This window comes from Pseudomonas sp. TSO6, assembly GCF_056098905.1.
The window spans coordinates 86,859-108,372 of record NZ_JBLZWV010000061.1; the positions used below are offsets into that span (position 1 = coordinate 86,859).

Consider the following 21,514-nt stretch of genomic DNA (forward strand, 5'->3'; position numbering starts at 1 on the left):
AAGTTGCAGGAATGCGCCACTTGTGGCCGACCGGGCATGTGGTTGCGCCCGGCGCAACCACCCTCCCCTTATCCGTGCATGGCCTGCACGCCACTCACCCCTGCTGGCTTGGGCACACCTTCAGCCGGTATTGCGCAGCCCCGCGGCAATACCCGCCACGGTCACCAGCAAGGCCTGCTCCAACGGGCTGTCCAGAGCGGCTTCGCGGCTGCGCGAGCGGGCCAGCAACTCGGCCTGCAGGCGGTGCAGCGGGTCCAGGTAGGTGTTGCGCAGGCTGATGAATTCCAGCGTCTCAGGGCTGTGCGCCAGTAGCACCTGCTGCCCGGTCAGCCCCAGTACCACCTGGCAAGACTGCGACAATAGGTCGCGCAGGTGTGCACCTAAAGGAAGCAAGTCCGGTTGCACCAGACGTTCGTCGTAGGCCTCGGCTATTTGCGCATCGGCCTTGGCCAGCACCATTTCCAGCATGTCGATGCGGGTACGGAAAAACGGCCACTGCTCGCGCATCTGTGCTAGCAACTCACCTTGGCCACGGGCCAAGGCATTGCTCAGCGCGGTTTCCCAGCCCAGCCAGGCCGGCAGCATCAGCCGGGTCTGGGTCCAGCCGAAGATCCATGGGATGGCCCGCAGGCTTTCGATCCCGCCTGCCCGGCGCTTGGCCGGGCGGCTGCCCAGCGGCAGGCGCCCCAGTTCCTGTTCTGGCGTCGACTGGCGGAAGTACTCGACGAAATCGGGGTTGTCGCGCACCACGCTGCGGTACGCCTTGACGCCATCAGCAGCCAACTGGTCCATCACCTCGCGCCAGGCCGGTTGCGGGGGCGGCGGTGGCAACAGCGTGGCTTCGAGCACAGCGGCCAGGTACAGGTTCAGGTTTTGCTCGGCGATGCCCGGCAAACCGAACTTGAAGCGGATCATTTCGCCCTGCTCGGTGGTGCGGAACCGCCCCGCCACCGAACCCGGTGGCTGCGACAGGATCGCTGCGTGAGCCGGGCCACCGCCGCGCCCTACCGTACCGCCCCGGCCGTGGAACAGCAGCAGTTCGACCTGGTGTTCGGCGCAGATGCGTACCAGGTTTTCCTGGGCCCGGTACTGCGCCCAGGCCGCCGCCGTGGTGCCAGCATCCTTGGCCGAGTCGGAGTAGCCGATCATCACTTCCTGCGGGCCGCGCAGGCCGGCCCGGTATCCCGGCAGGCCGAGCAGGCGCTGCATCACCGGCCCGGCGTTGTCCAGGTCAGCCAGGGTCTCGAACAGCGGTACCACACGCATGGGGCGGGTCAGGCCGGCTTCCTTGAGCAACAGTTGCACCGCCAGCACATCCGAAGCGGCACCGGCCATGGAAATGACATAGGAGCCCAGCGAGGCAGCGGGCGCGGCGGCGACTTCCCGGCAGGTGGCCAGCACCTCGGCGGTGTCTGCCTGCGGCCTGAAGTGCGCGGGCAACAGCGGGCGGCGGTTTTTCAGCTCGGCCTGAAGGAATTCGATGCGGCGATCTTCATCCCAGTCGGCATAGCGGCCCAGGCCCAGGTAGTCGGTGATTTCGGTCAGCGCGTCACGGTGGCGGGCAGCGTCCTGGCGCACGTCCAGGCGGCCCAGGAAAAGGCCGAAAGTGACGGCGCGACGCAGGCAATCGAGCAACGGCCCTTCGGCGATAACGCCCATGCCGCATTCGTGCAGCGACTGATAGCACAGCTCCAGCGGCGCAATCAGGTCGCGGTTATCCACCAGCACTTCGGCGCTGGCCGGTTGGCTGCTGGTCAATGCCGAATGCGCCCAGGCACGCGTCGCCCGCAAGCGGTCGCGCAGTTGCTTGAGCACCACGCGGTAGGGTTCGGCACTGTCGCCCACCCGTTCGCGCAACGCGCCACTGGCCTGCTGCATGGACAACTCGGCGGCCAGTGCATCGATGTCGCGCAGGAACAGGTCGGCGGCCATCCAGCGCGCCAGCAACAGCACTTCCCGGGTAACAGCGGCAGTCACATTGGGGTTGCCGTCACGGTCACCGCCCATCCACGAGGCAAAGCGGATTGGCGCGGCCTCCAGCGGCAGGCGCAGGCCGGTGGCATCCAGCAGGGCCTTGTCGACCTTGCGCAGGTGGCTGGGGATGGCGTGCCACAGCGAATGCTCGATCACCGCGAAGCCCCACTTGGCTTCGTCTACCGGCGTCGGCCGGGTGCGGCGGATTTCTTCGGTGTGCCAGGCCTCGGCAATCAGCCGGCGCAGGCGTTCACGCACCTGATGGCGTTCGTCCGGGGTCAGGTCACGGTGGTCCTGGGCAGCCAGCTGGCCGGCGATGGCGTCGTACTTCTGGATCAACGTGCGGCGGGCCACCTCGGTGGGGTGTGCGGTAAGTACCAGCTGGATGTCGAGCTTGGCCAGTTGCCGGGCCAGGGCATCGTTGCTATGCCCGGCCTGCTTCAGGCGCGCCAGCAATTCGGGCAGCACACGGGCCTCGAAGGGTTCGGGCTGGCCGGCGTCGCGGCGGCGGATCAACTGGTACTGCTCGGCCATGTTGGCCAGGTTGAGGAACTGGTTAAAGGCCCTGGCGACGGGTAGCAAGTCTTCTTCGGCAAGGTCGGCCAGGGTCGAGGTCAATTGCTCGCCGGGGCCGCGGCGGTCGGCCTTGGCGCTGTGGCGGATGTCTTCGATTTTCTGCAAGAACGCATCGCCATGCTGCTGGCGAATGGTTTCGCCGAGCAGCTCACCCAACACATGGACATCTTCACGCAAACGCACATCGATATCGGTCATTGGCCCTCTCTTTGGCGCGGCTCTGGCGCACTCTTGTACACAACTCTACCGAAGAGTGCCCCCAGCCGAGCGCCAATGGCAAGCCGTGATCAGCCAAAGCAAACTAAAGTGAAAGCAAGCACTCCCATGCAATGCAGCCTTAGCAGGCGTCAACAGAGGTCATCATGAAAATCCGTGAACTCGCCCAGCACTGGGAACAAAATGCCGCCGGCACTCTCAGCCGCACGGGCCATGTATTGCATCTGGACCTGGAATCCGAGGCGCGCCTGGCCGCGCTGATCGACATGTACCCCAAGCGCACCGCCGAGGAACTGCTCGGCGAGCTGGTGGCGGCCGCCCTCGAAGAGCTGGAAGCCAGCTTCCCCTATGTGCAGGGTCACCAAGTCATCGCCACCGATGAAGAAGGTGACCCGCTGTACGAGGATGTCGGCTCTACTCCGCGCTTTCTGTCCCTCTCGCGACAGCACCTGCACAGCCTGAGCACCACCGACGACGATAGCGAAAGATAACCACCCGCCCCACCGTTCCGGGCCTCGGCAAGGCCCGGAATACCGCCTTTGCCTGCAAAAGTTCCAGGCAAATCGCGCTGACCGATCAGTCAGAAATAATTCCTCGTTCAGTGCACTTTTTTCTGAACCATTCCAAAAACGGTCGAGTCGGAGCCAATAGCCATCACGCTAAAACCCTGCACACTGCCCTCGTGCACCGTTCAGCTGAAGCGCGCGGTTTTGTCAGGGAATAAGCGATGGACTGCTACGGACATCGTCGTTATCAGGAGTGATCCAATGGAGCTGACCACCATGAAGACCCGCACTAGCAAACTGTCATCTACTCATGTGCGCGGGTTCAAGCTGGCCGCGCTGGCCCTGGGCAGTAGCCTGGTCCTGGCCGGCTGTGCGGGCAACCCGCCCACCGAGCAGTATGCCGTTACCCAATCCGCCGTGAACTCCGCCGTGAGCGCGGGTGGCACCGAGTTCGCTGCCGTGGAAATGAAAGCGGCCCAGGACAAGTTCAAGCAAGCCGAAATCGCCATGCACGACAAGAAGTACGACGAGGCCAAGCGCCTGGCCCAACAGGCCGAGTGGGACGCACGCCTCGCCGAACGCAAGGCCCAGGCGGCCAAGGCCCAGAAGGCCGTGCAGGATGCCCGTCAGGGCGTTCAGGACGTACGTGAGGAAGGCCTGCGCAGCGCTCAGTGAGCCCTGCCCCGCCAACCTTAGCCTTCGCACTCGATCAAAGGATGAACACTATGCGCAAACACGTCATGATTCCCGCCCTGCTGGCCCTCAGCGTTGGTCTTGCTGCCTGCTCGCACGACCCTAACGCCAACCTGGAATCGGCCCGCACCAACTTCTCCTCGCTGCAGAGCGATCCGCAATCGAGCAAGGTCGCGGCACTGGAGACCAAGGACGCCCAGGACTGGCTGAACAAGGCCGACAAGGCCTACATGGACCGTGAAGACGAGAAGAAGGTCGACCAACTGGCCTATCTGACCAACCAGCGTGTTGAAGTGGCCAAGCAGACCATTGCCCTGCGCACCGCCGAAGGCGAGCTGAAAAATGCCTCGGCCCAACGCGCACAGGCCAAGCTGGATGCCCGCGACGCGCAGATCGCCAAGCTGCAGGACAGCCTCAACGCCAAGCAGACCGACCGCGGTACGCTGGTGACCTTTGGCGATGTGCTGTTCGACTTCAACAAGGCCGAGCTCAAGAGCAACGCCTACCCGAACGTCACCAAGCTGGCCCAGTTCCTCCAGGAAAACCCGGAGCGCAAGGTGATTGTCGAGGGCTACACCGACAGCGTCGGCTCGGCCAACTACAACCAGACCCTGTCCGAGCGCCGCGCCAACAGCGTACGCATGGCACTGGTACGTGCCGGCGTAGACCCGGCGCGCATCGTCTCCCAGGGCTATGGCAAGGAGTACCCGGTAGCGGACAACGGCAGCAACTCGGGCCGTGCGCAAAACCGTCGCGTGGAGGTAACCATCTCCAACGACAACCAACCGGTGGCACCCCGTTCGGTGAGCCAGGTTCAGCGGTAAGGCTGGCTGGCTGAAAAAAAGCCCCGCGCTCGACGTGGGGCTTTTTTTTGCCTGTACCGGCCTCTTCGCGGCTAAAGCCGCTCCCACAGGTATTGCCCCACCCCGAAACTGAAGCGGTCCCTGTGGGAGCGGCTTTAGCCGCGAATGGGCCGGAACAGGCGCTGAAAAGGCCGGCTCACTTCACCTGCTGCGGGGTTTCCTCGCCCATGCAGCGCACCGCACGCTTGCGGTTGTCCACCAGCACGCCGGTCAGGCCTTTCTGCTCGGTGTCGAACAACACCAGCACGCCATCGACGCACTGGGCCACTTGCGGCGCCGGATCCAGCGAAACCTTGTAGTCCTCGCCGGGGATGGTCTTGAGCATGGTGAAGTCCTGCAGCAACAGGGCATCCTCGGGTTTGGCGAAATGCAGGTAACCGTAGTACCACAAGGCCCCCACCGTCACGATGATGCTGCCGACGCCGGTCAGGATCAGCGGGATGGCGTTGCGTTCTTCACTCATTGCTTGTTCTTCTCGTCAGGGAAATTGGGCACTTCGGCAAGCCGCCGCAGGCCGTTGAAATGGCTAGGGTCGTCGAGGAAACGCAGCATCACCTGGCGCCATGTGGGGTCGGCGAAGGTCTGCACGTGGCCACCGCGGGTCAGTTGCAGCACCCGCGGTGGTGGCGCGTGCTGGTACAGGCGAATACCGTTGTCCATCGGCACCAGGTTGTCGTCGATGCTGTGGAAGAACAGCTTGGGCGGGCTGCTCAGTTGCTCGATCGAACGGATTGCACTGTCGCCGTCCGGCACCAGCCACGACAGCGGCACCTGCAACGGCCAGGTCATCCACGACGTGCTGAGGGCAAAGCGCCCGACTGAACGGTAACTGGCCGGTACACCATCGAACACCAGGGCACTGAAGCGCTGGCGCTGCTCGGGGTGGGCCGCCAGGTAATGAATGGCCATGGCGCCGCCAAGGCTTTGCCCCAGCAGCACCAGGGGCTTGCCCTTTACCTCGGGCGCCTGGTCCAGCCAGGCCATGGCGGCGGCGATGTCTTCGTACACCTCTGGCAGGCTTGGCGCCCCCTGCGACAGGCCATAACCGCGGTAATCGATCATCAGCACCTGATAGCCCTGCTCCGGCAGCCAGTAGCTGCCACCCAGGTGCCCCGGCAGGTTGCCGCCGTTGCCGTGCAAGTGCAGTACCGTACCTTTGACCTCGACCCCGGCCTTGGCCGGCAACCACCAACCGTGCAGGCGGATGCCATCCGTTGTGGTCAACGTTACATCGCGGTACGCCAGCTTGGCCCGCTCAGGCGTAAAGGCCTGACCACGCTCGGGGTAGAACAGCAGGCTGCTGCAGCCGCCTAGGCCCAGCAGGACCAAGCCCAAGGCCAGCAGGCGGCAGCACTCAGAGAATGTTCGCGTAGTCGGCTTCAATACGGTCCAGGCTCAGGTGGTTGAGGAAGTTGGAGAAGCACATCCAGGCCGACAGCGCGTTAAGGTCGCGGAACTGCTCGGGCAAGTACTTGGGCGGCGCAACCAGGCCCTCCTCCACCAGCTGGCGCAAGGTACGCATGTCTTCCAGGGTGGTCTTGCCACAGAACAGCAACGGGATCTGTTCGAGCTTGCCCTTCTTCACGGCCAACTGAATGTAGTTGTAAACCATGATGAAGCCCTTGAGGTAGGACAAGTCCTTGGTGAATGGCAGGCCATTGGGCACCGAACCGCGGAACACCCGGCTGGCGTTGCTGTAGCTCTGTGCCATCTCGAAGCCTTGCCCACGGAAAAAATCGAACACCTGGAGGAAATCGGCGCCCTCCTCGACCATGTGGATGGCGCGAGTGCGGTTGGTGAGCTTGCGCAGCCGGCTGGGGTAGGAGGCGAAGGCAATCACTTCCATGAGGATGGCCAGGCCTTCCTGGGTCACCGTCGACGAGGGCGGGCCCTTGGCCAGGAAGGTGCAGATCGGCTGGTTCAGGCCATTGAGCGTGGTACCGACATGCACCAGCCCTTCGTGCACCTCCAGGGCGCGCACGTCGCGGGCGTTGAACATGGCATCGGCGCGCACCTTGATGTAGTCGGCACCGGCCGCGGCATCGGCGACGATACCGTCGGACTCGAACACGCGGATGGTTTCCTCGGCCTCGCCGAACACCTTGTTCAGCCGGCGCTGGAGGATCTCCACCGCCTCTTTGGCGGTGAGGTTCTTCGGCTCGTCCTTCAGGTCGCCCCGGCCATCGATATTGTTGAGGTAATCCGACAGCATCAGACCGAGGTCGGCCAGGGTCGGGTCACCGGCATGGAAGGCGTCGGAGGCAGCGCCATACAGCTCCTGGGAGATCAGGCCGAAGTCCTCGGTACCGCGCGCTTCGAGCATGCGCACCACCATGCGGTACTCACGGCACATGCGCTTCATGATCTGCCCGACCGGGTTGAACTGACCTAGCTGGCGGATGATGTCACGCTCGATGCCCTGGAACTCGGCCTTGACCGCGCCGGAGTCGAACGCCAGCGGGCGCGACTGGTAATAGGCACGGTCGACGGCCGGCGGCTCCTTGCCCTTGGCCTTGAGGAAGCCCTGACGAATGTTTTCGTCCCATTTCACCGCGTCCAGCACCCGGATCGGGGTCTGCGCCGCAACGATGCGGTCGGACAGGGCGCGGATGGTTTGCTGGTATTCGTCCACTGGGGACTCCTTATTGCAACAATGAGCCAAGCCTTGTGTTGCCTGTGCTGGCCTCTTCGCGGCTAAAGCCGCTCCCACAGGAACCGCACAGGTCTCAAGCCTGGTGCAGTACCTGTGGGAGCGGCTTTAGCCGCGAAGAGGCCGGCACAGGTAACTACTTGCCAGTACGCTGGAACCGCGCCACTTCGACGAACAGGTCGGAGTTGGCCGGGTCGTCCAGGTACGCCAGCACCCGCGCCGAGGGGCTATCGATCAGCACGCCGTCGCCGTTGTCTTCAGGCACCTCGGTGCTGCGCCCGGTCAGTTCCTTCTTGTCCACCGCCTGCTGCACCTGCTCGACATCCAGGTTGTAGACCACCAGCTCCTTGCCCTCGACGATGTCGAAACCGCCGATCAGGAAGTTGCCCCCCAGGCGTTTGGGCACGCCGGCCGACAGGTACCAGCGGTTGCCGTGGCGCGACACGGTGAACACGTATTCCTCAGGGGCCTTGCCCTTGGCCGTGGCCACCGCCTTGTAGGCACCGCCGCCGCTGCGGCTGATGGTCAGCTTCAACGGCTCGCCCCAGGCGTCCTTGCTGCTCCACTTGCCGAGCAGCGCCTGGGGCGCCGCCTGGTTGCTGGGCAAGGGCTCATGGAAGGTCACCAGACAACCGCCCAGCAGCAGGAATGACAGAGTCAACAACACCACACGCCAGGCTTTCATCAGGTTCTCCTTGAAAAATCGGTCTCGGCTCAGGCCGATGCCAGCACCAGCTGCAGGTATCGGGTAAGCATAGCGAGCATCTGCCCATCGACTTGCGCGTTCGCATCCTTGAGCAGGCCCTGATATTCCATCTGCTCGATAATCGCCGTCAACATCTGGGCGTCCTGTTCTGGTTGTCGCGACCCCACCACCTGCAGCAATTGACGGGTGCCGTGCAGCAGGATCTGCTCGTGGGCACGCACCAGCTCAGCCAGGCGTGGGCACAGCAGCGCCTCTTGGCGGAAGGCCTGTTCGGCCATCAGGAAGTCGCGGCGGTTCAGCAGTTGCCGCTGAACATAGTCGGCAGTCATGCGCGCCACTTCGTCAGCCAGCCGCGCCCGTGCCGCCGGGCTGCCGTCACCCTGGGCCAGCAACTGGCGCAGTACCACTTCGGTGTTGGCCCACAGCTTGGCCATGTAGGCGGCACTACGCTCGACATACTGGGCGAAGGTATCGGTGAGCAGGTCCTCGATGTCCTTGAAGTAGTAGGTGGTGGCCGACAGCGGCACAGCGGCCTCGGCGGCTACCGCACGGTGGCGCACACCGCGCACGCCATCGCGCACGACGATACGCATGGCGGCGTCGAGGATCAGCTGGCGGCGCTGTTCGCTGCCTTGGCGGGCAGTCTTGCGGCCTTGGTATTGCACGCTTTCGGCGACGGCGGTAGCGATGCCGGCGGCGCCTTGGTCAGGCATGGCGGGTGTCACGGGGGATACCTCACGGTTCAAGTCATCTGCGGCCTGCACTGGCCTCATCGCCGGCAAGCCAGCTCCCACAGGCCCGCACCATAGTCAGGACCTATGCAGCACCTTTGGGAGCTGGCTTGCCGGCGATGGAGCCAGTACAGACAATAAAGCTTCAGGCAAGAAAAAGCCGCCTCGAAAGGCGGCTTGTTCAATTCACTCAGGCCTGTGGACGCATGTGCGGGAACAGGATCACGTCGCGGATCGACGGCGAGTTGGTCAACAGCATCACCAGGCGGTCGATGCCAATGCCTTCACCGGCGGTCGGCGGCATGCCGTACTCCAGCGCACGCACGAAGTCGGCATCGTAGTGCATGGCTTCGTCGTCACCCGCGTCCTTCTCGGCCACCTGGGCCAGGAAGCGCTCGGCCTGGTCTTCGGCATCGTTGAGCTCGGAGTAGGCGTTGGCGATTTCGCGGCCACCGATGAACAGCTCGAAGCGGTCGGTAACGGCCGGGTTGTCGTCGTTGCGACGAGCCAGCGGCGACACTTCGAACGGGTACTCGGTGATGAAGTGAGGCTGCTCCAGCTTGTGCTCGACCAGCTCTTCGAAAATCATCACCTGCAGCTTGCCCAGGCCTTCGTGGCCCAGCACCTTGGCACCGGCCTTCTTGGCGATGTCGCGGGCGCGGTCAACGTCCTGCAGGTCGGCAGCGGTCAGTTCCGGGTTGTACTTGAGGATCGAGTCGAACACCGACAGGCGCACGAACGGCTCGCCGAAGTGGAACACCTTGTCGCCGTAAGGCACGTCGGTGCTGCCCAGTACCAACTGCGCCAGCTCGCGGAACAGTTCCTCGGTGAGGTCCATGTTGTCGTTGTAGTCGGCGTAGGCCTGGTAAAACTCGAGCATGGTGAATTCGGGGTTATGACGCGTCGAAACACCTTCGTTACGGAAGTTGCGGTTGATCTCGAACACTTTCTCAAAGCCACCCACCACCAGGCGCTTGAGGTACAGCTCCGGCGCGATACGCAGGAACATGGCCATGTCCAGGGCGTTGTGGTGGGTTTCGAACGGCTTGGCCGCCGCGCCGCCCGGGATGGTTTGCAGCATCGGCGTCTCGACTTCGAGGAAGTCACGCTCGGTGAGGAACTTGCGAATGTGCGAGATCACCTGCGAACGCACACGGAAGGTGTGGCGGGTTTCTTCGTTGACCATCAGGTCGACGTAACGCTGGCGGTAACGCTGTTCGGTGTCGGTCAGGCCGTGGTGCTTGTCGGGCAGCGGGCGCAGCGACTTGGTCAGCAGGCGCACGTTGGTCATTTCGACGTACAGGTCACCCTTGCCGGAACGTGCCAGGGTGCCTTCGGCGCTGATGATGTCGCCCAGGTCCCAGGTCTTGACTGCGGCCAGGGTTTCTTCCGACAGGGTCTTGCGGTTGACGTAGACCTGGATGCGACCGGTCATGTCCTGGATAACCATGAACGAGCCACGGTTGAGCATGATACGGCCGGCAACCTTGACCGGAATCGCGGCTGCTTCCAGCTCTTCCTTGGTCTTGTCCGCGTACTGTTTCTGCAGGTCGTTGCAGTAGCTGTCGCGACGGAAGTCGTTGGGGAAGGCGTTGCCTTTGGCGCGCTCGGCGGCAAGTTTTTCCTTGCGCAGGGCGATCAGGGCATTTTCTTCCTGTTGCAGGTCTTGCGAGTCGGTCTTGAGGTCGCTCATGTCGTCACATCTTCCATCAGGGAATTCATTGCCCTCGCCCGCAGGCGAGGGTCTTTCAGCAGGAGTGAAGCTTACAGGCCCTGTTTCAGGCTGGCTTCCAGGTATTCGTCGATATCACCGTCGAGCACCTTGTTGCAGTCGCTGCGTTCAACGTTGGTACGCAGGTCCTTGATCCGCGACGCGTCGAGCACGTACGAGCGGATCTGGTGACCCCAGCCGATGTCCGACTTGCTGTCTTCCAGCGCTTGCGAAGCGGCGTTGCGCTTCTGCATTTCCAGCTCGTACAACTTGGCCCGCAGCATTTTCATGGCGGTGTCCTTGTTGGCGTGCTGGGAGCGTTCGTTCTGGCAAGCCACCACAGTGTTGGTCGGCACGTGGGTGATACGTACCGCGGAGTCGGTGGTGTTCACGTGCTGACCACCGGCGCCCGAGGAGCGGTAGGTGTCGATACGCAGGTCGGACGGGTTGATGTCGATCTCGACCTTGTCGTCGATCTCGGGCGACACGAATACCGCCGAGAACGAGGTGTGACGACGGGCGCCAGAGTCGAACGGGCTCTTGCGCACCAGGCGGTGCACGCCGATCTCGGTGCGCAGCCAGCCAAAGGCGTACTCGCCCTTGATGTGCACGGTAGCGCCTTTGATGCCGGCGACTTCACCTTCGGAAAGCTCGATGATGGTGGCGTCGAAACCGCGCTTGTCGGCCCAGCGCAGGTACATGCGCAACAGAATGTTGGCCCAGTCCTGGGCTTCGGTGCCGCCGGAACCGGCCTGGATGTCCAGGTAGGCGTTGTTCATGTCCATCTCGCCGCTGAACATGCGGCGGAACTCAAGCTTCGCCAGGGCTTCTTCCAGGCGCTGCAGCTCGGCGGTCACGTCCTCGACAGCGGCTTCGTCTTTTTCTTCGACGGCCATGTCCAACAAGTCGCGGCAGTCGTTCAGGCCACCGGACAGTTCATCCAGGGTTTCGACGATCTGCTTCAGGGCAGCGAGCTCGCGGCCCAGTTCCTGGGCGTATTCGGGCTTGTTCCAGACGTTTGGGTCTTCCAGCTCGCGATTGACTTCGATCAGGCGGTCATGCTTGTGATCGTAGTCAAAGATACCCCCGAATGGACTGGGAACGCTCGGTGAGGTCCTTGATGGTGTTCAGAATCGGTTGGATTTCCATGGGCGCGCGGCTCTCGTACGAATTCGGTGAAAAGCCCGCGAGTATAACCGAGTCCGCAGCACGGCGGCAGACCCGCCGGGCGGTAGCCTGTAGATCGATGTGGGAGCGGCCTTGTGTCGCGATAGGGGCGCGCAGCGGCCCCAGGTTTTCAGCTTCGCAGCAAATATTGCCGGGGCCGCTGTGCGGCCCTTTCGCGACACAAGGCCGCTCCCACACAGACGGCGTAAGCCCTGGAGACTTAGGCGATGCCGACCTGGTTACGCCCGCTGTTCTTGGCCTGGTACAAGCCTTTGTCCGCCGCCGAAATCAGCTGCCGGCAGTGGCTGCCGACGGCCGGGGTCTGGGTGGCCAGGCCGATGCTCACGGTCAGGTGCGAGTCGGCCACCGGGGCGCTGTGCGGGATGCCAAGGCCAAAAACGGTCTGACGCAGCTTTTCAGCCACCAGGCGTGCCCCGCCTGGCGAGGTGTTGGGCAGCACCAGGGCAAACTCCTCGCCGCCATAGCGGGCCGGCAGGTCGGTCGGCCGCGAGCATGAGCCACGGATCGCCTCGGCCACCTGGCGCAAGGCCTCGTCGCCGGCCAGGTGGCCGAAGCTGTCGTTGTAGGCCTTGAAATAGTCCACATCGATCATCAGCAACGACAACTGCTGCTGTTCACGCATGGCGCGCCGCCATTCCAGCTCCAGGTACTCGTCGAAGTGGCGGCGGTTGGACAGCCCGGTCAGGCCATCGGAGTTCATCAGCCGCTGCAGCATCAGGTTGGAGTCGAGCAACTGCTGCTGGCTGACGCGCAGGGCGCGGTAAGCCTCGTCGCGTTGCAGCAGGGTAAGGTAGGAGCGCGAATGGTAGCGAATGCGCGCTACCAGTTCGATGGTGTCCGGCAGCTTGACCAGGTAATCGTTGGCCCCGGCGGCAAACGCCGCGCTTTTGACCAGCGGGTCTTCCTTGGTCGACAGTACGATGATCGGGATGTCCTGGGTGGCCGGGTTGTTGCGGTATTCGCGTACCAGGGTCAAGCCGTCCAGGCCAGGCATGATCAGGTCCTGGAGGATGACCGTGGGCTTGATGCGCATGGCCTGGACCACCGCCTGGTGCGGGTCGGCACAGAAGTGGAAGTCGATGTTGTCTTCATTGGCCAGACCACGCCGCACCGCCTCGCCGATCATGGCCTGGTCGTCGACCAGCAGCACCATCGCCGAGTTTTCGTTGGTGGTGGCAAAACCTTCGATCGGTAAGTCATTCATACCTGTTCACCCGATCACTGCCGTTCTGGCGGCGTGATTCAATACATTTCGTCATTTTGCGAAAAAGTCCATCAAGCGCCCGGCGATGCGTTCCAGCGGGCGAATTTCCACTGCGGCATCGATTGCCGCGGCGGCCTTGGGCATGCCGTACACTGCGCTGCTGGCCTGGTCCTGGGCAATGGTCAGAAACCCCTGCTGACGCATCAGCTTCAGGCCCTGGGCGCCGTCGCGCCCCATGCCGGTGAGCAGCACGCCCACCGCATCGCCATTCCAGTAACGTGCCACGCTCTCGAAGAACACATCGATCGAGGGCCGGTAGATTTCATTGACAGGTTCGGCAGTGTAGGCCAGTTGGCCATTCTGTAGCAGGCGAATGTGGTGGTTGGTGCCGGCCAGCAATACCTGGCCCGGCTGCGGCGGCTCGCCTTCACGGGCCAGGCGCACCGGCAGGCCGGCTGCGCTGCTGAGCCACTCTGCCATGCCGGCAGCAAACACCTGGTCCACATGCTGGACCAGCACGATGGCCGCCGGAAACGCTGCAGGCAAGCCCTTGAGCAGCACTTCGAGGGCTGCCGGGCCACCCGCCGACGAACCGATCGCCACCAGCCCGCGACGCTGCGAGGCCTCACGCAGCGGTGTAGCCACCGGCCTTGCCGCTGGCGTGCGCTGCTGGCCGACCAGCCAGCCGATATTGAGGATTTTGCGCAGCAGTGGCGCCGCCGCTTCGCGGGCATCGCCAGCGCCCAGTGCCGGGGTGTCGACCACGTCGAGGGCGCCATGGCCCATGGCTTCGAACACCCGGTGCACGTTCTGCTTGCGGTCGACCGTGACGATGACGATGGCGCACGGGGTTTCGGCCATGATCCGCCGCGTGGCCTCCACGCCGTCCATCACCGGCATGATCAGGTCCATCAGGATCAGGTCCGGCAGTTGCTCGGCGCAGCGCTGCACCGCCTCGGCGCCATTGCTGGCCACCCATACCACCTGGTGCGCAGGCTCCAGGGCGACCGCCCGACGCAGCGCCTCGACGGCCATAGGCATGTCATTGACGATGGCGATCTTCATCCCTGAGCACCTCCGATCAGCTCCACCACAGCATCCAGCAACGCATCGTCGTGGAAACTGGCCTTTGCCAAATAGTAGTCGGCGCCTGCATCCAGGCCACGCCGTCGGTCTTCCTCACGGTCCTTGTAGGACACCACCATCACCGGCAGCGATTGCAGGCGCTGATCGCGACGCACCAGGGTCACCAGCTCGATGCCGTCCATGCGCGGCATGTCGATGTCAGTGATCAGCAGATCGAAGTCCTCACTGCGCAGGGCGTTCCAGCCGTCCATGCCATCTACCGCAACCGCCACATCGTAGCCACGGTTGCCCAGCAGCTTGCGTTGCAGCTCGCGCACGGTCAGCGAATCGTCGACCACCAGGATGCGCTTGCGCACCACACCACGGGCGCCGCTGCTCCCGCGTTCGACGCGCTCCAGGCTGCCGGTACTGAGCAGTTTCTCCACCGAACGCAGCAGGTCTTCGACATCGACGATCAACACCACCGAGCCGTCATCGAGCAAGGCGCCGGAAGAAATGTCCTGCACCTTGCCCAGCCGTGGGTCGAGCGGCATCACCACCAGTACCCGCTCACCTATCAGCCGCTCCACGGCCACGCCGTACAGCTGCTCGCGCTCACGGATCACCACCACCCGCAGGCTGCCGTCTTGCGCCTGGCCGGCAGGCCGGTTCAACAACTGGCTGGCCGCCACCAGGCCGATAAGCCGGCCTTCGTGCCAGAAATGCTGGCGCCCTTCGATCTGCACAATCTGCTCGGTGGTCACTTCCAGCGTGCGTTCGATGTGGGCAAGCGGGAAGGCATAGGCCTCGCCACCCACCTCGATCACCAGGCTGCGCACCACCGACAGGGTCAATGGCACCTGCAGATGGAAGCGACAGCCCTGCCCCGCCACCTGGGTCAGCTCGATGGAGCCGCGTAGCTCGCGGATCATGTGTTGCACCGCATCCAGCCCCACGCCGCGCCCAGACACCTCGGTGACCTTGTCGCGCAGGCTGAAGCCGGGCAGGAACAAGAACGTCAGCAGTTCTGCATCACTCATCCGCGCCACCGTGTCGGCAGGCGACAGGGCGCGCTCGACAATGCTGCTGCGCAAGCGCTCCAGGTCGATGCCGGCACCATCGTCGATCAGTTCCAGGCTGAGCATGCCGGCCTGGTGCGAGGCGCGCAGGCGAATCACGCCTTCCTCTGGCTTGCCCGCCAGCAGGCGACGCTCCGGCAGCTCGATGCCGTGGTCAACCGCGTTGCGCAGCAGGTGGGTCAGCGGTGCTTCAAGCTTTTCCAGCACATCGCGGTCGACCTGGGTCTTTTCCCCCTCTACCGCCAGCTGTACCGGTTTGCCCAGCGAGCGGCCAAGGTCTCGGACCATACGGCTCTGGCCGGTCAGCACATCGGCGAACGGCCGCATTCGGCAGGCCAGGGCGGTGTCGTACAACAACTGTGCACGCTGGCTGGCCTGCCACCCGAATTCGTCCAGATCGGCGGCCTGCTGCTGCAGGATCTGCTGGGTTTCGGCCAGCAGACGCTGGGTTTGTGTTAGGGCTTCGAGCACCTCGCTGCCCTGGCCACTGTCCTCCAACTGCATGCGCAGGCCATCAAGCGCCTGCATACCCTGGCCATGCATGCGCTTGAGCCGCTGCAAGGTGGCCAGGTAAGGTTTGAGCCGCTGGGTTTCCACCAGCGACTTGCTGGACAGGTCGAGCAGGCTGTTGAGGCGGTCGGCGGTGACCCGTAGCACCCGCTCGGCACCTTCGCCGCCGCGTTTGCCGGCCTTGCGGCGCGGGGCAGGTTCGGGGTCGGACTCCAAAGCATCAACTGGCAACGCCATAGGCTCGGCTGGCAAGGTTGCCAGCGGCAAGTCTGGCAGCACGGGCACTGGCGGCGGCACGGCAGGCATGGCCACAGCCCCTGGGTCGAGCAGGCTGGCCATCTGCGCCAGGAATACGGGCAGGGTCGCCTGCGCCCCGACGTCGCCCGGTGTGGCGATACGCATCAGCAGGTCGGTGCCTTGCAACAGCGCGTCGATGTGCTCGGCACTCAGGCGCAAGCGGCCCTCCTGTGCCGCCACCAGGCAGTCTTCCATGACGTGGGCGACGCTGACGCCGGCATCCACCCCAACGATGCGCGCCGCGCCCTTCAGCGAGTGGGCGGCGCGCATGCAAGCCTCAAGCTGGTCAGCCTGGGTAGGGTTGCGCTCCAGCGCCATCAGGCCGGCGCTGAGGACCTGGGTCTGCGCCTCTGCCTCCAGGCTAAACAGTTCGAGCAACGATGCGTCGCGCATTTGCTCTGGGGTCATGAAAGGCTCCGCTGCACGGCAGACAGTAAGTGTTGATCGTCCAGCACCCGCACGCTGCGGCCGCGCCACTGCAGGACTGCGGCGGTAAAGCGGGTGACGTCCTGGCCGCCGCCCAGCAGCAGTGGGTCTAGCCGGTGAATACCGTCGATTTCCTCAACGGCCATCACTACCGGCCCTCCCTCGGCCGCCAGAATCAGCATGCGTGGCATGGCCCGACCGCTGCGTTGCTCGGCGGTGTCGGCCTGCACACCCAGCAAGTCAGCCAGAGACAGGCACGGCACCAACGCACCGCGCACATTGGCAACCCCCTGCAGCAGGCGCGAGCGCTGATGCGGCAGCGAATGTACGGCCTGCATCGGGGCGATCTCGGCCAGGCTGGCGGTGGCCAGCGCCAGCCACTCTTCGCCCAGGCGGAACAGCAGCATGGAGCGACCGGTGTTTTCCTCCACTGGCTGCGCCGGCGCAGCCTGGTGGTCCTGCATCAGCGCGTAGCGGTCAAGCAGCCGGGTGGCCGAAGCCGCATACACGTCGCAGTTTCGGCAGTGGACATGCCGCTCCAGCAGCGGGCACTGCTTGTCGCCGTGCACGCCAATGCGGTTCCAGCAGTCGTCGATGTGCGCGTCATCTTCGGCCAGCAGCTGCATCGCCATTTCACCCTTCATCGTTCAGGCTCCCTGCCAACCCGTGCAGCGCGGTCCTGCAGGCGCCGGGCACCGGCCAGGTCACCCTGGGACGCCAACAAGGCCGCCAGGTGTACCAGCGCCTCGGGGTGCTGCGGCTCCAGGTACAGGGCTTTGCGATAATGGGTCAGCGCCTGCTGCGCATCGCCTTCGGTATCACTGAGCAGCCCCAGCCAGTAGTACACCTGCGCCGACGGCGCGAACTGGCCCAGGTAGCGCTGGCATTCGGCACGCGCCTGCTCGCTGGCGCCAGCGTTGGCAAGCCGGGCGATGCTGGCCAGCAGCTCGCTCGCGCCCTCACGCGCATGCTCGCGGGCCGGCGCTGGCTTGGGCGCCATCGGCAGTACACGCAGCGGGCGCGGCAGCGGCGCGCCGGGTGGCGGATAACCCGCCGTGGCCAGCGGCGGTACGGTGCGCCGTGCGGGTTGCACGGGTGCCACTGCCAACGGGGCATTGCCACCCTCCTGGCGCACATAGGCAAACGACTGGGCGATCCCTAGCGGGCGCATGCCCAGCCGCGCCAGCAAGCTGCCTTCGGCCGGCCCGATGAACAGTACACCCTGCGGATGCAGCAGGCGCTTGAGCACCTCGAATACACGCTGCTGGGTCGGCACGTCAAAATAGATCAACAGGTTGCGACAGAACACGAAGTCGTACAGGCCGTCGCGGCTGGCCAGCGCGGGGTCGAGCACATTGCCCACCTGCAGGCTGACTTGCTGCTGCACCCGACCGTGCAGGCGGTGGCCTTCATCGAGGGCATCGAAGTAGCGCTCGCGAAAGCCCAGGTCGCTGCCGCGAAACGCATTGCGCCCATACACGGCCTGCCCGGCCTTGGTCACCGAACTGGGGCTGATATCCATGCCATCGATCAGAAACGCCCCAGGCGCAATGCCCGCGTCGAGCAAGGCCATGGCCAGCGAATAGGGTTCCTCGCCGGTCGAGCATGGCAGGCTGAGCAGGCGCAGTGGGCGGGCCCCGGCCAGTTCGGCCAGGCGCTTGTGTGCCAGGCTGGCCAGGGCGGTAAAAGACTCCGGGTAACGGAAAAACCAGGTTTCCGGGACGATCACCGCCTCGATCAACGCCTGTTGCTCATCCGCCAACTGCTGCAGGCGCAGCCAGTAATGGTCCAGGTCGACGGCGCCCACGGCCACGCAACGCTGACGCAGCGCGCGCTCGACCATGGGCGCACCTACCGACTCAACGTCCAGGCCGATGCGCTCGCGCAAGAAGCGGAAGAAACGCTGTTCGTTCATGTCGGCATCCCTGTCGGCTCATCCGTGTACAGCAGGTGGTGCACGGCATCAGGCAGCAGATCGTTGACTTCGATGCGCTGCAGCAGGCCCTGCTCATCCTGGCGTACCGGGCCCAGATACGGGGCTTCGCCGCTGTCCACGCCATAAGGCTGGAACTCGTCCGGGTGGCAACGCAGGGTCTCGGTGGCCTGCTCCAGGATCAGGCCGAGTTGCAGGCTGCCACGATAATGCACCAGCACCAGGCGCGTACTGGTGCGCTGCGCCGCCGGCTGGCCGAAACTCAGCGCGGCAAGGTCGATCACAGGAACCAGATGGCCACGATGGGCGAGGATGCCCGCGACCCAGGCAGGTGCCTGGGCAATCGGCTTGAGCGGCTGGCGCGGCAGCACCTCGATCACCTCGTGCACGCTCAGGGCAAAGCGCTGTTCCCTGAGGCGAAACTGCAGGTACAACGCGCCCTTGGCGTTGTGCGCGGATGCAGCGTGCGGTGGCAAGTCGTTCATCGCGTTCAGACTTTGAAACGCGACACGCCGCCACGCAGGCCGGCGGCCACCTGGCTCAATTCATCGATGGCAAAGCTGGCCTGTCGCAGCGACTCGACGGTCTGGGTACTGGCATCGCTGAGCTGCGCCAGCGCCTGGTTGATCTGCTCGGCACCGGTGGCCTGGGCCTGCATGCCTTCGTTGACCATCAGCACACGCGGCGCCAGGGCCTGCACCTGGTGAATGATCTGGCTGAGCTGCTCGCCCACCTGCTGCACCTCGAACATGCCGCGGCGCACTTCTTCGGAAAACTTGTCCATGCCCATGACCCCGGCAGACACCGCCGACTGGATTTCACGCACCATCTGCTCGATGTCGTAGGTGGCCACGGCGGTCTGGTCGGCCAGGCGGCGCACTTCGGTGGCTACCACGGCAAAGCCACGCCCGTACTCACCGGCCTTTTCCGCTTCGATGGCGGCGTTGAGCGACAGCAGGTTGGTCTGGTCGGCAACCTTGACGATGGTCACCACCATCTGGGTGATGTTGCTGGCCTTTTCGTTGAGGATGCCGAGTTTGGCGTTGACCAGGTCGGCAGCGCCCATCACCTGGTGCATGGTCTCTTCCATCCGCGCCAGCCCCTGCTGGCCAGAGCCGGCCAGGCTGGAAGCCTGATCAGCGGCGGAGGTGACTTCGGTCATGGTGCGCACCAGATCACGCGAGGTGGCGGCAATTTCCCGCGAGGTGGCGCCGATTTCCGTGGTGGTGGCGGCGGTTTCGGTGGCGGTGGCCTGCTGTTGCTTGGACGTGGCGGCGATCTCGGTCACCGACGTGGTTACCTGCACTGACGAACGCTGGGCCTGGGCCACCAGGTTGGCCAGCGCCTCGGCCATTTCGTTGAAGCCGCTTTCGATGGCGCCGAACTCGTCCTTGCGGTCCAGGCTCAGGCGCATGCTCAGGTCGCCGGAGCGCAGCCTGTCGAGGGCATGCACGATACGCTGCATGGGGGCGGTGATGGCACGCATCAGCAGCAGGCCACAAATGGCGGCCGCAACGATTGCCAGCAGCAGCGAAACCACCATGCTGCCTTTGGCCGTGCTGACGGCGCTGACAATCTCGCTGGTCGCGGACTCGGCAGACGCCCGATTGAATTCGATCACTTCATTCAGGTGCTTGCGCCCTTCCACCCAGGCCGGCGTCAGCACCTCCATGATCAGCCGTTCGGCTTCGGCGTAGTTGCGCTGGCGGTACGCCTCCAGCACCTGATTGACGATCCTGAGGTAGTTCTCCTCCAGTTGCACGAAGCTCTCGAAGCGGGTCTGGTCGTCTTTGTCCTGGATGGTGGCCTGGTAGCTGGCCATGTGCTGTTTCAGCCTGTCTTCGAAGCTTTTGAACAGCTCCATGTCGGCCGAAGTGATTTCACGGTGGTTGGACAGGCCCACCAGTTGCTGGCTGGTGACGTAGCTGTCGACCCAGGCGCTGCGGATCATCGAGCTGTAGTAGACCCCGGGAATGCTGTCGGTCCCCACTGCCTCCTCGGCGGTTTCGATGGCCACCAACCGCGAGTAGGCGGCCACGATCATCAGCAGCATGATGGCGATGATCACGGCGAAACTTGCCAGGATCCGTTGGCGCAAGGTCCAGTTCTTCACATTCAGCCCTCAGGAATTCACAACGAGCGGGAAAAATCGCTGAAGTATAGCCCAGAGGCCTTACAGATTTGCGGGTGAAGTGAGGGGTAAACAGGCATCGCTGCTGATGGACATGTCACTGGGGCTGCTGTGCAGCCCTTCGCGGGCACGCCCGCTCCCACAGGTATCAGCGAAATGTCGAAGGTTGTGATAACCCTGTGGGAGCTGGCTTGCCGGCGATGGGCTGCAACGCAGCCCCCGTTATTGGCCAGCAGCAAGCCGTACCTGGCTTTCCAGCTCCTGGCGCAAGCCCGGGTCCAGACGCAGCTGGCGGGCCAGTTCGTCCAGGTAGGCACGCTCCATGAAGTTTTCCTGGTCGACCATCATCACGCTGGCCAGGTACATCTCGGCGGCCATTTCTGGTGTTTGCGCGGCGCGGGCCACTTCGGCCGGGTCCAGCGGTTTGTTCAGCTCGGCATGCAGCCAGTGCTGCAGTTCACGGTCGCTGTCCAGGCGGGTAAATTCACCCTCGATCAGCGCCCGTTCGCGCTCGTCGATATGGCCATCGGACTTGGCCGCCGCTACCAGTGCCCGCAACACCGCCTGGCTGTGCTGCTCGACCTGGGCAGGCGGCAGGCGGTCGACGGTTTGCGGTTCGGCTGCGGCCCCCTGCTGATTGGCCTGCCAGTTGCCGTAGGCTTTGTAGGCCAGCACACCCAGCGCAGCCAGGCCGCCGTAGGTCAGGGCCTTGCCGCCGTACTTGCGGGCTTTCTTGCTACCGAGCAGCAGGCCCAGGGCGCCCCCACCCAGCAGGCCGCCACCGGCACCGGACAACAGCCCGCCAAGCCCACCGCCAGCGCTGCCGGACTTGTTGGCGCCCCCCTGTTTTTCGAGCATCTGCTGGCCGGATTTGAGGAGTTGATCAAGCAAGCCCCGAGTGTTCATTCATGTGTCTCCACGCAAGAAGATTCAACCGCCAGAGTAAGGCTTGGCAGAACGCACGCCATCGCGGATTTGCTTCCGGATGTTGCATTGGCTGGCAAAAAGCCAACTAGACTCGATATCGCCAATACCTCGCGCGATCGCACTACGCT

The 21,514-nt window shown here is 64.2% G+C and carries 19 protein-coding genes; 3 read left to right on the forward strand and 16 right to left on the reverse strand.

Features of this window, described 5'->3' with window-relative positions; genetic code table 11:
• Window positions 1-120: 120 nt before the first annotated feature.
• On the reverse strand, window positions 121-2,748 hold the full coding sequence (gene ppc / locus ACN6NG_RS23635) for a phosphoenolpyruvate carboxylase (RefSeq protein WP_474316513.1): 2,628 nt from the start codon (window positions 2,746-2,748) through the stop codon (window positions 121-123).
• Window positions 2,749-2,912: 164 nt separating this feature from the next.
• On the opposite strand from ppc, the gene ACN6NG_RS23640 reads away from it, so the two are divergent.
• From ACN6NG_RS23640 to lptF, 3 genes are all read left to right on the forward strand, one after another.
• The gene (locus tag ACN6NG_RS23640; protein ID WP_016501195.1) at window positions 2,913-3,257 is read left to right on the forward strand and encodes a hypothetical protein; all 345 of its coding nucleotides are present in this window, start codon (window positions 2,913-2,915) and stop codon (window positions 3,255-3,257) included.
• Window positions 3,258-3,533: 276 nt separating this feature from the next.
• Window positions 3,534-3,947 (forward strand): DUF4398 domain-containing protein, encoded by a 414-nt coding sequence (locus tag ACN6NG_RS23645; protein ID WP_014592166.1) that lies wholly within the window; start codon window positions 3,534-3,536, stop codon window positions 3,945-3,947.
• Window positions 3,948-3,997: 50 nt separating this feature from the next.
• Window positions 3,998-4,789, forward strand: a complete 792-nt coding sequence (gene lptF / locus ACN6NG_RS23650) for a lipotoxin F family OmpA-related lipoprotein LptF (protein WP_063426541.1) — start codon at window positions 3,998-4,000, stop codon at window positions 4,787-4,789.
• A gap of 175 nt (window positions 4,790-4,964) precedes the next feature.
• On the opposite strand, the gene ACN6NG_RS23655 is transcribed toward lptF, so the two are convergent.
• From ACN6NG_RS23655 to ACN6NG_RS23725, 15 genes are all read right to left on the reverse strand, one after another.
• The gene (locus ACN6NG_RS23655) at window positions 4,965-5,291 is read right to left on the reverse strand and encodes a hypothetical protein (RefSeq protein ID WP_016501197.1); all 327 of its coding nucleotides are present in this window, start codon (window positions 5,289-5,291) and stop codon (window positions 4,965-4,967) included.
• Window positions 5,288-6,211, reverse strand: a complete 924-nt coding sequence (locus ACN6NG_RS23660) for an alpha/beta hydrolase (protein ID WP_063426539.1) — start codon at window positions 6,209-6,211, stop codon at window positions 5,288-5,290. The genes ACN6NG_RS23655 and ACN6NG_RS23660 overlap by 4 nt, the downstream gene beginning before the upstream one ends.
• The gene (locus ACN6NG_RS23665) at window positions 6,183-7,460 is read right to left on the reverse strand and encodes a flavohemoglobin expression-modulating QEGLA motif protein (RefSeq protein WP_063426537.1); all 1,278 of its coding nucleotides are present in this window, start codon (window positions 7,458-7,460) and stop codon (window positions 6,183-6,185) included. The genes ACN6NG_RS23660 and ACN6NG_RS23665 overlap by 29 nt, the downstream gene beginning before the upstream one ends.
• Window positions 7,461-7,614: 154 nt before the next feature.
• Window positions 7,615-8,163, reverse strand: a complete 549-nt coding sequence (locus ACN6NG_RS23670; RefSeq protein ID WP_063426535.1) for a hypothetical protein — start codon at window positions 8,161-8,163, stop codon at window positions 7,615-7,617.
• Between the two features lie 29 nt (window positions 8,164-8,192).
• Window positions 8,193-8,897: a TetR/AcrR family transcriptional regulator gene (locus ACN6NG_RS23675; RefSeq protein ID WP_474316518.1), complete on the reverse strand. Its 705-nt coding sequence runs from the start codon at window positions 8,895-8,897 to the stop codon at window positions 8,193-8,195.
• A gap of 208 nt (window positions 8,898-9,105) precedes the next feature.
• On the reverse strand, window positions 9,106-10,608 hold the full coding sequence (gene lysS / locus ACN6NG_RS23680) for a lysine--tRNA ligase (RefSeq protein WP_016501201.1): 1,503 nt from the start codon (window positions 10,606-10,608) through the stop codon (window positions 9,106-9,108).
• Window positions 10,609-10,679: 71 nt separating this feature from the next.
• A protein-coding gene (gene prfB / locus ACN6NG_RS23685; RefSeq protein WP_114942480.1) for a peptide chain release factor 2 occupies window positions 10,680-11,775 on the reverse strand; the annotation gives its coding sequence in 2 pieces (ribosomal slippage) (window positions 10,680-11,702 and window positions 11,704-11,775; 1,095 coding nt in all).
• A 238-nt stretch (window positions 11,776-12,013) separates the two neighbouring features.
• Window positions 12,014-13,018, reverse strand: coding sequence for a Wsp signal transduction system regulator diguanylate cyclase WspR (gene wspR, locus ACN6NG_RS23690; RefSeq protein WP_049274413.1), 1,005 nt, complete (start codon window positions 13,016-13,018; stop codon window positions 12,014-12,016).
• A gap of 51 nt (window positions 13,019-13,069) precedes the next feature.
• Window positions 13,070-14,083, reverse strand: coding sequence for a Wsp signal transduction system protein-glutamate methylesterase WspF (gene wspF, locus ACN6NG_RS23695; protein WP_016501205.1), 1,014 nt, complete (start codon window positions 14,081-14,083; stop codon window positions 13,070-13,072).
• Window positions 14,080-16,377, reverse strand: a complete 2,298-nt coding sequence (locus ACN6NG_RS23700; RefSeq protein ID WP_474316522.1) for a response regulator — start codon at window positions 16,375-16,377, stop codon at window positions 14,080-14,082. Before ACN6NG_RS23700 ends, wspF begins: the two co-directional genes overlap by 4 nt.
• Window positions 16,374-17,039: a chemotaxis protein CheW gene (locus tag ACN6NG_RS23705; RefSeq protein WP_474316524.1), complete on the reverse strand. Its 666-nt coding sequence runs from the start codon at window positions 17,037-17,039 to the stop codon at window positions 16,374-16,376. Before ACN6NG_RS23705 ends, ACN6NG_RS23700 begins: the two co-directional genes overlap by 4 nt.
• Complete coding sequence (locus ACN6NG_RS23710; protein ID WP_474316528.1) at window positions 17,036-18,310, reverse strand: CheR family methyltransferase; 1,275 nt, start codon at window positions 18,308-18,310, stop codon at window positions 17,036-17,038. The genes ACN6NG_RS23705 and ACN6NG_RS23710 overlap by 4 nt, the downstream gene beginning before the upstream one ends.
• A complete protein-coding gene (locus tag ACN6NG_RS23715) occupies window positions 18,307-18,813 on the reverse strand; it encodes a chemotaxis protein CheW (RefSeq protein WP_059394628.1) in 507 nt (168 codons plus the stop codon). Before ACN6NG_RS23715 ends, ACN6NG_RS23710 begins: the two co-directional genes overlap by 4 nt.
• Window positions 18,814-18,818: 5 nt before the next feature.
• Entirely contained in the window at window positions 18,819-20,441 is a 1,623-nt protein-coding gene (locus ACN6NG_RS23720; RefSeq protein WP_063426525.1) for a methyl-accepting chemotaxis protein, read from the reverse strand.
• Between the two features lie 240 nt (window positions 20,442-20,681).
• Complete coding sequence (locus ACN6NG_RS23725) at window positions 20,682-21,365, reverse strand: tellurite resistance TerB family protein (protein ID WP_063426523.1); 684 nt, start codon at window positions 21,363-21,365, stop codon at window positions 20,682-20,684.
• Window positions 21,366-21,514 lie beyond the last annotated feature (149 nt).

Excerpts from the sequence above, each read along its gene's own strand:
- ACN6NG_RS23675 (WP_474316518.1), bottom strand. The coding sequence starts at position 8,897 with ATGCCTGACCAAGGCGCCGCCGGCATCGCTACCGCCGTCGCCGAAAGC.
- lptF (WP_063426541.1), top strand. The coding sequence starts at position 3,998 with ATGCGCAAACACGTCATGATTCCCGCCCTGCTGGCCCTCAGCGTTGGT.
- ACN6NG_RS23715 (WP_059394628.1), bottom strand. The coding sequence starts at position 18,813 with ATGAACGACTTGCCACCGCACGCTGCATCCGCGCACAACGCCAAGGGC.
- ACN6NG_RS23700 (WP_474316522.1), bottom strand. The coding sequence starts at position 16,377 with ATGACCCCAGAGCAAATGCGCGACGCATCGTTGCTCGAACTGTTTAGC.
- ACN6NG_RS23710 (WP_474316528.1), bottom strand. The coding sequence starts at position 18,310 with ATGAACGAACAGCGTTTCTTCCGCTTCTTGCGCGAGCGCATCGGCCTG.
- ACN6NG_RS23640 (WP_016501195.1), top strand. The coding sequence starts at position 2,913 with ATGAAAATCCGTGAACTCGCCCAGCACTGGGAACAAAATGCCGCCGGC.
- wspR (WP_049274413.1), bottom strand. The coding sequence starts at position 13,018 with ATGAATGACTTACCGATCGAAGGTTTTGCCACCACCAACGAAAACTCG.
- ACN6NG_RS23725 (WP_063426523.1), bottom strand. The coding sequence starts at position 21,365 with ATGAACACTCGGGGCTTGCTTGATCAACTCCTCAAATCCGGCCAGCAG.
- ACN6NG_RS23655 (WP_016501197.1), bottom strand. The coding sequence starts at position 5,291 with ATGAGTGAAGAACGCAACGCCATCCCGCTGATCCTGACCGGCGTCGGC.
- ppc (WP_474316513.1), bottom strand. The coding sequence starts at position 2,748 with ATGACCGATATCGATGTGCGTTTGCGTGAAGATGTCCATGTGTTGGGT.
- wspF (WP_016501205.1), bottom strand. The coding sequence starts at position 14,083 with ATGAAGATCGCCATCGTCAATGACATGCCTATGGCCGTCGAGGCGCTG.
- ACN6NG_RS23705 (WP_474316524.1), bottom strand. The coding sequence starts at position 17,039 with ATGAAGGGTGAAATGGCGATGCAGCTGCTGGCCGAAGATGACGCGCAC.
- lysS (WP_016501201.1), bottom strand. The coding sequence starts at position 10,608 with ATGAGCGACCTCAAGACCGACTCGCAAGACCTGCAACAGGAAGAAAAT.
- ACN6NG_RS23670 (WP_063426535.1), bottom strand. The coding sequence starts at position 8,163 with ATGAAAGCCTGGCGTGTGGTGTTGTTGACTCTGTCATTCCTGCTGCTG.
- ACN6NG_RS23645 (WP_014592166.1), top strand. The coding sequence starts at position 3,534 with ATGGAGCTGACCACCATGAAGACCCGCACTAGCAAACTGTCATCTACT.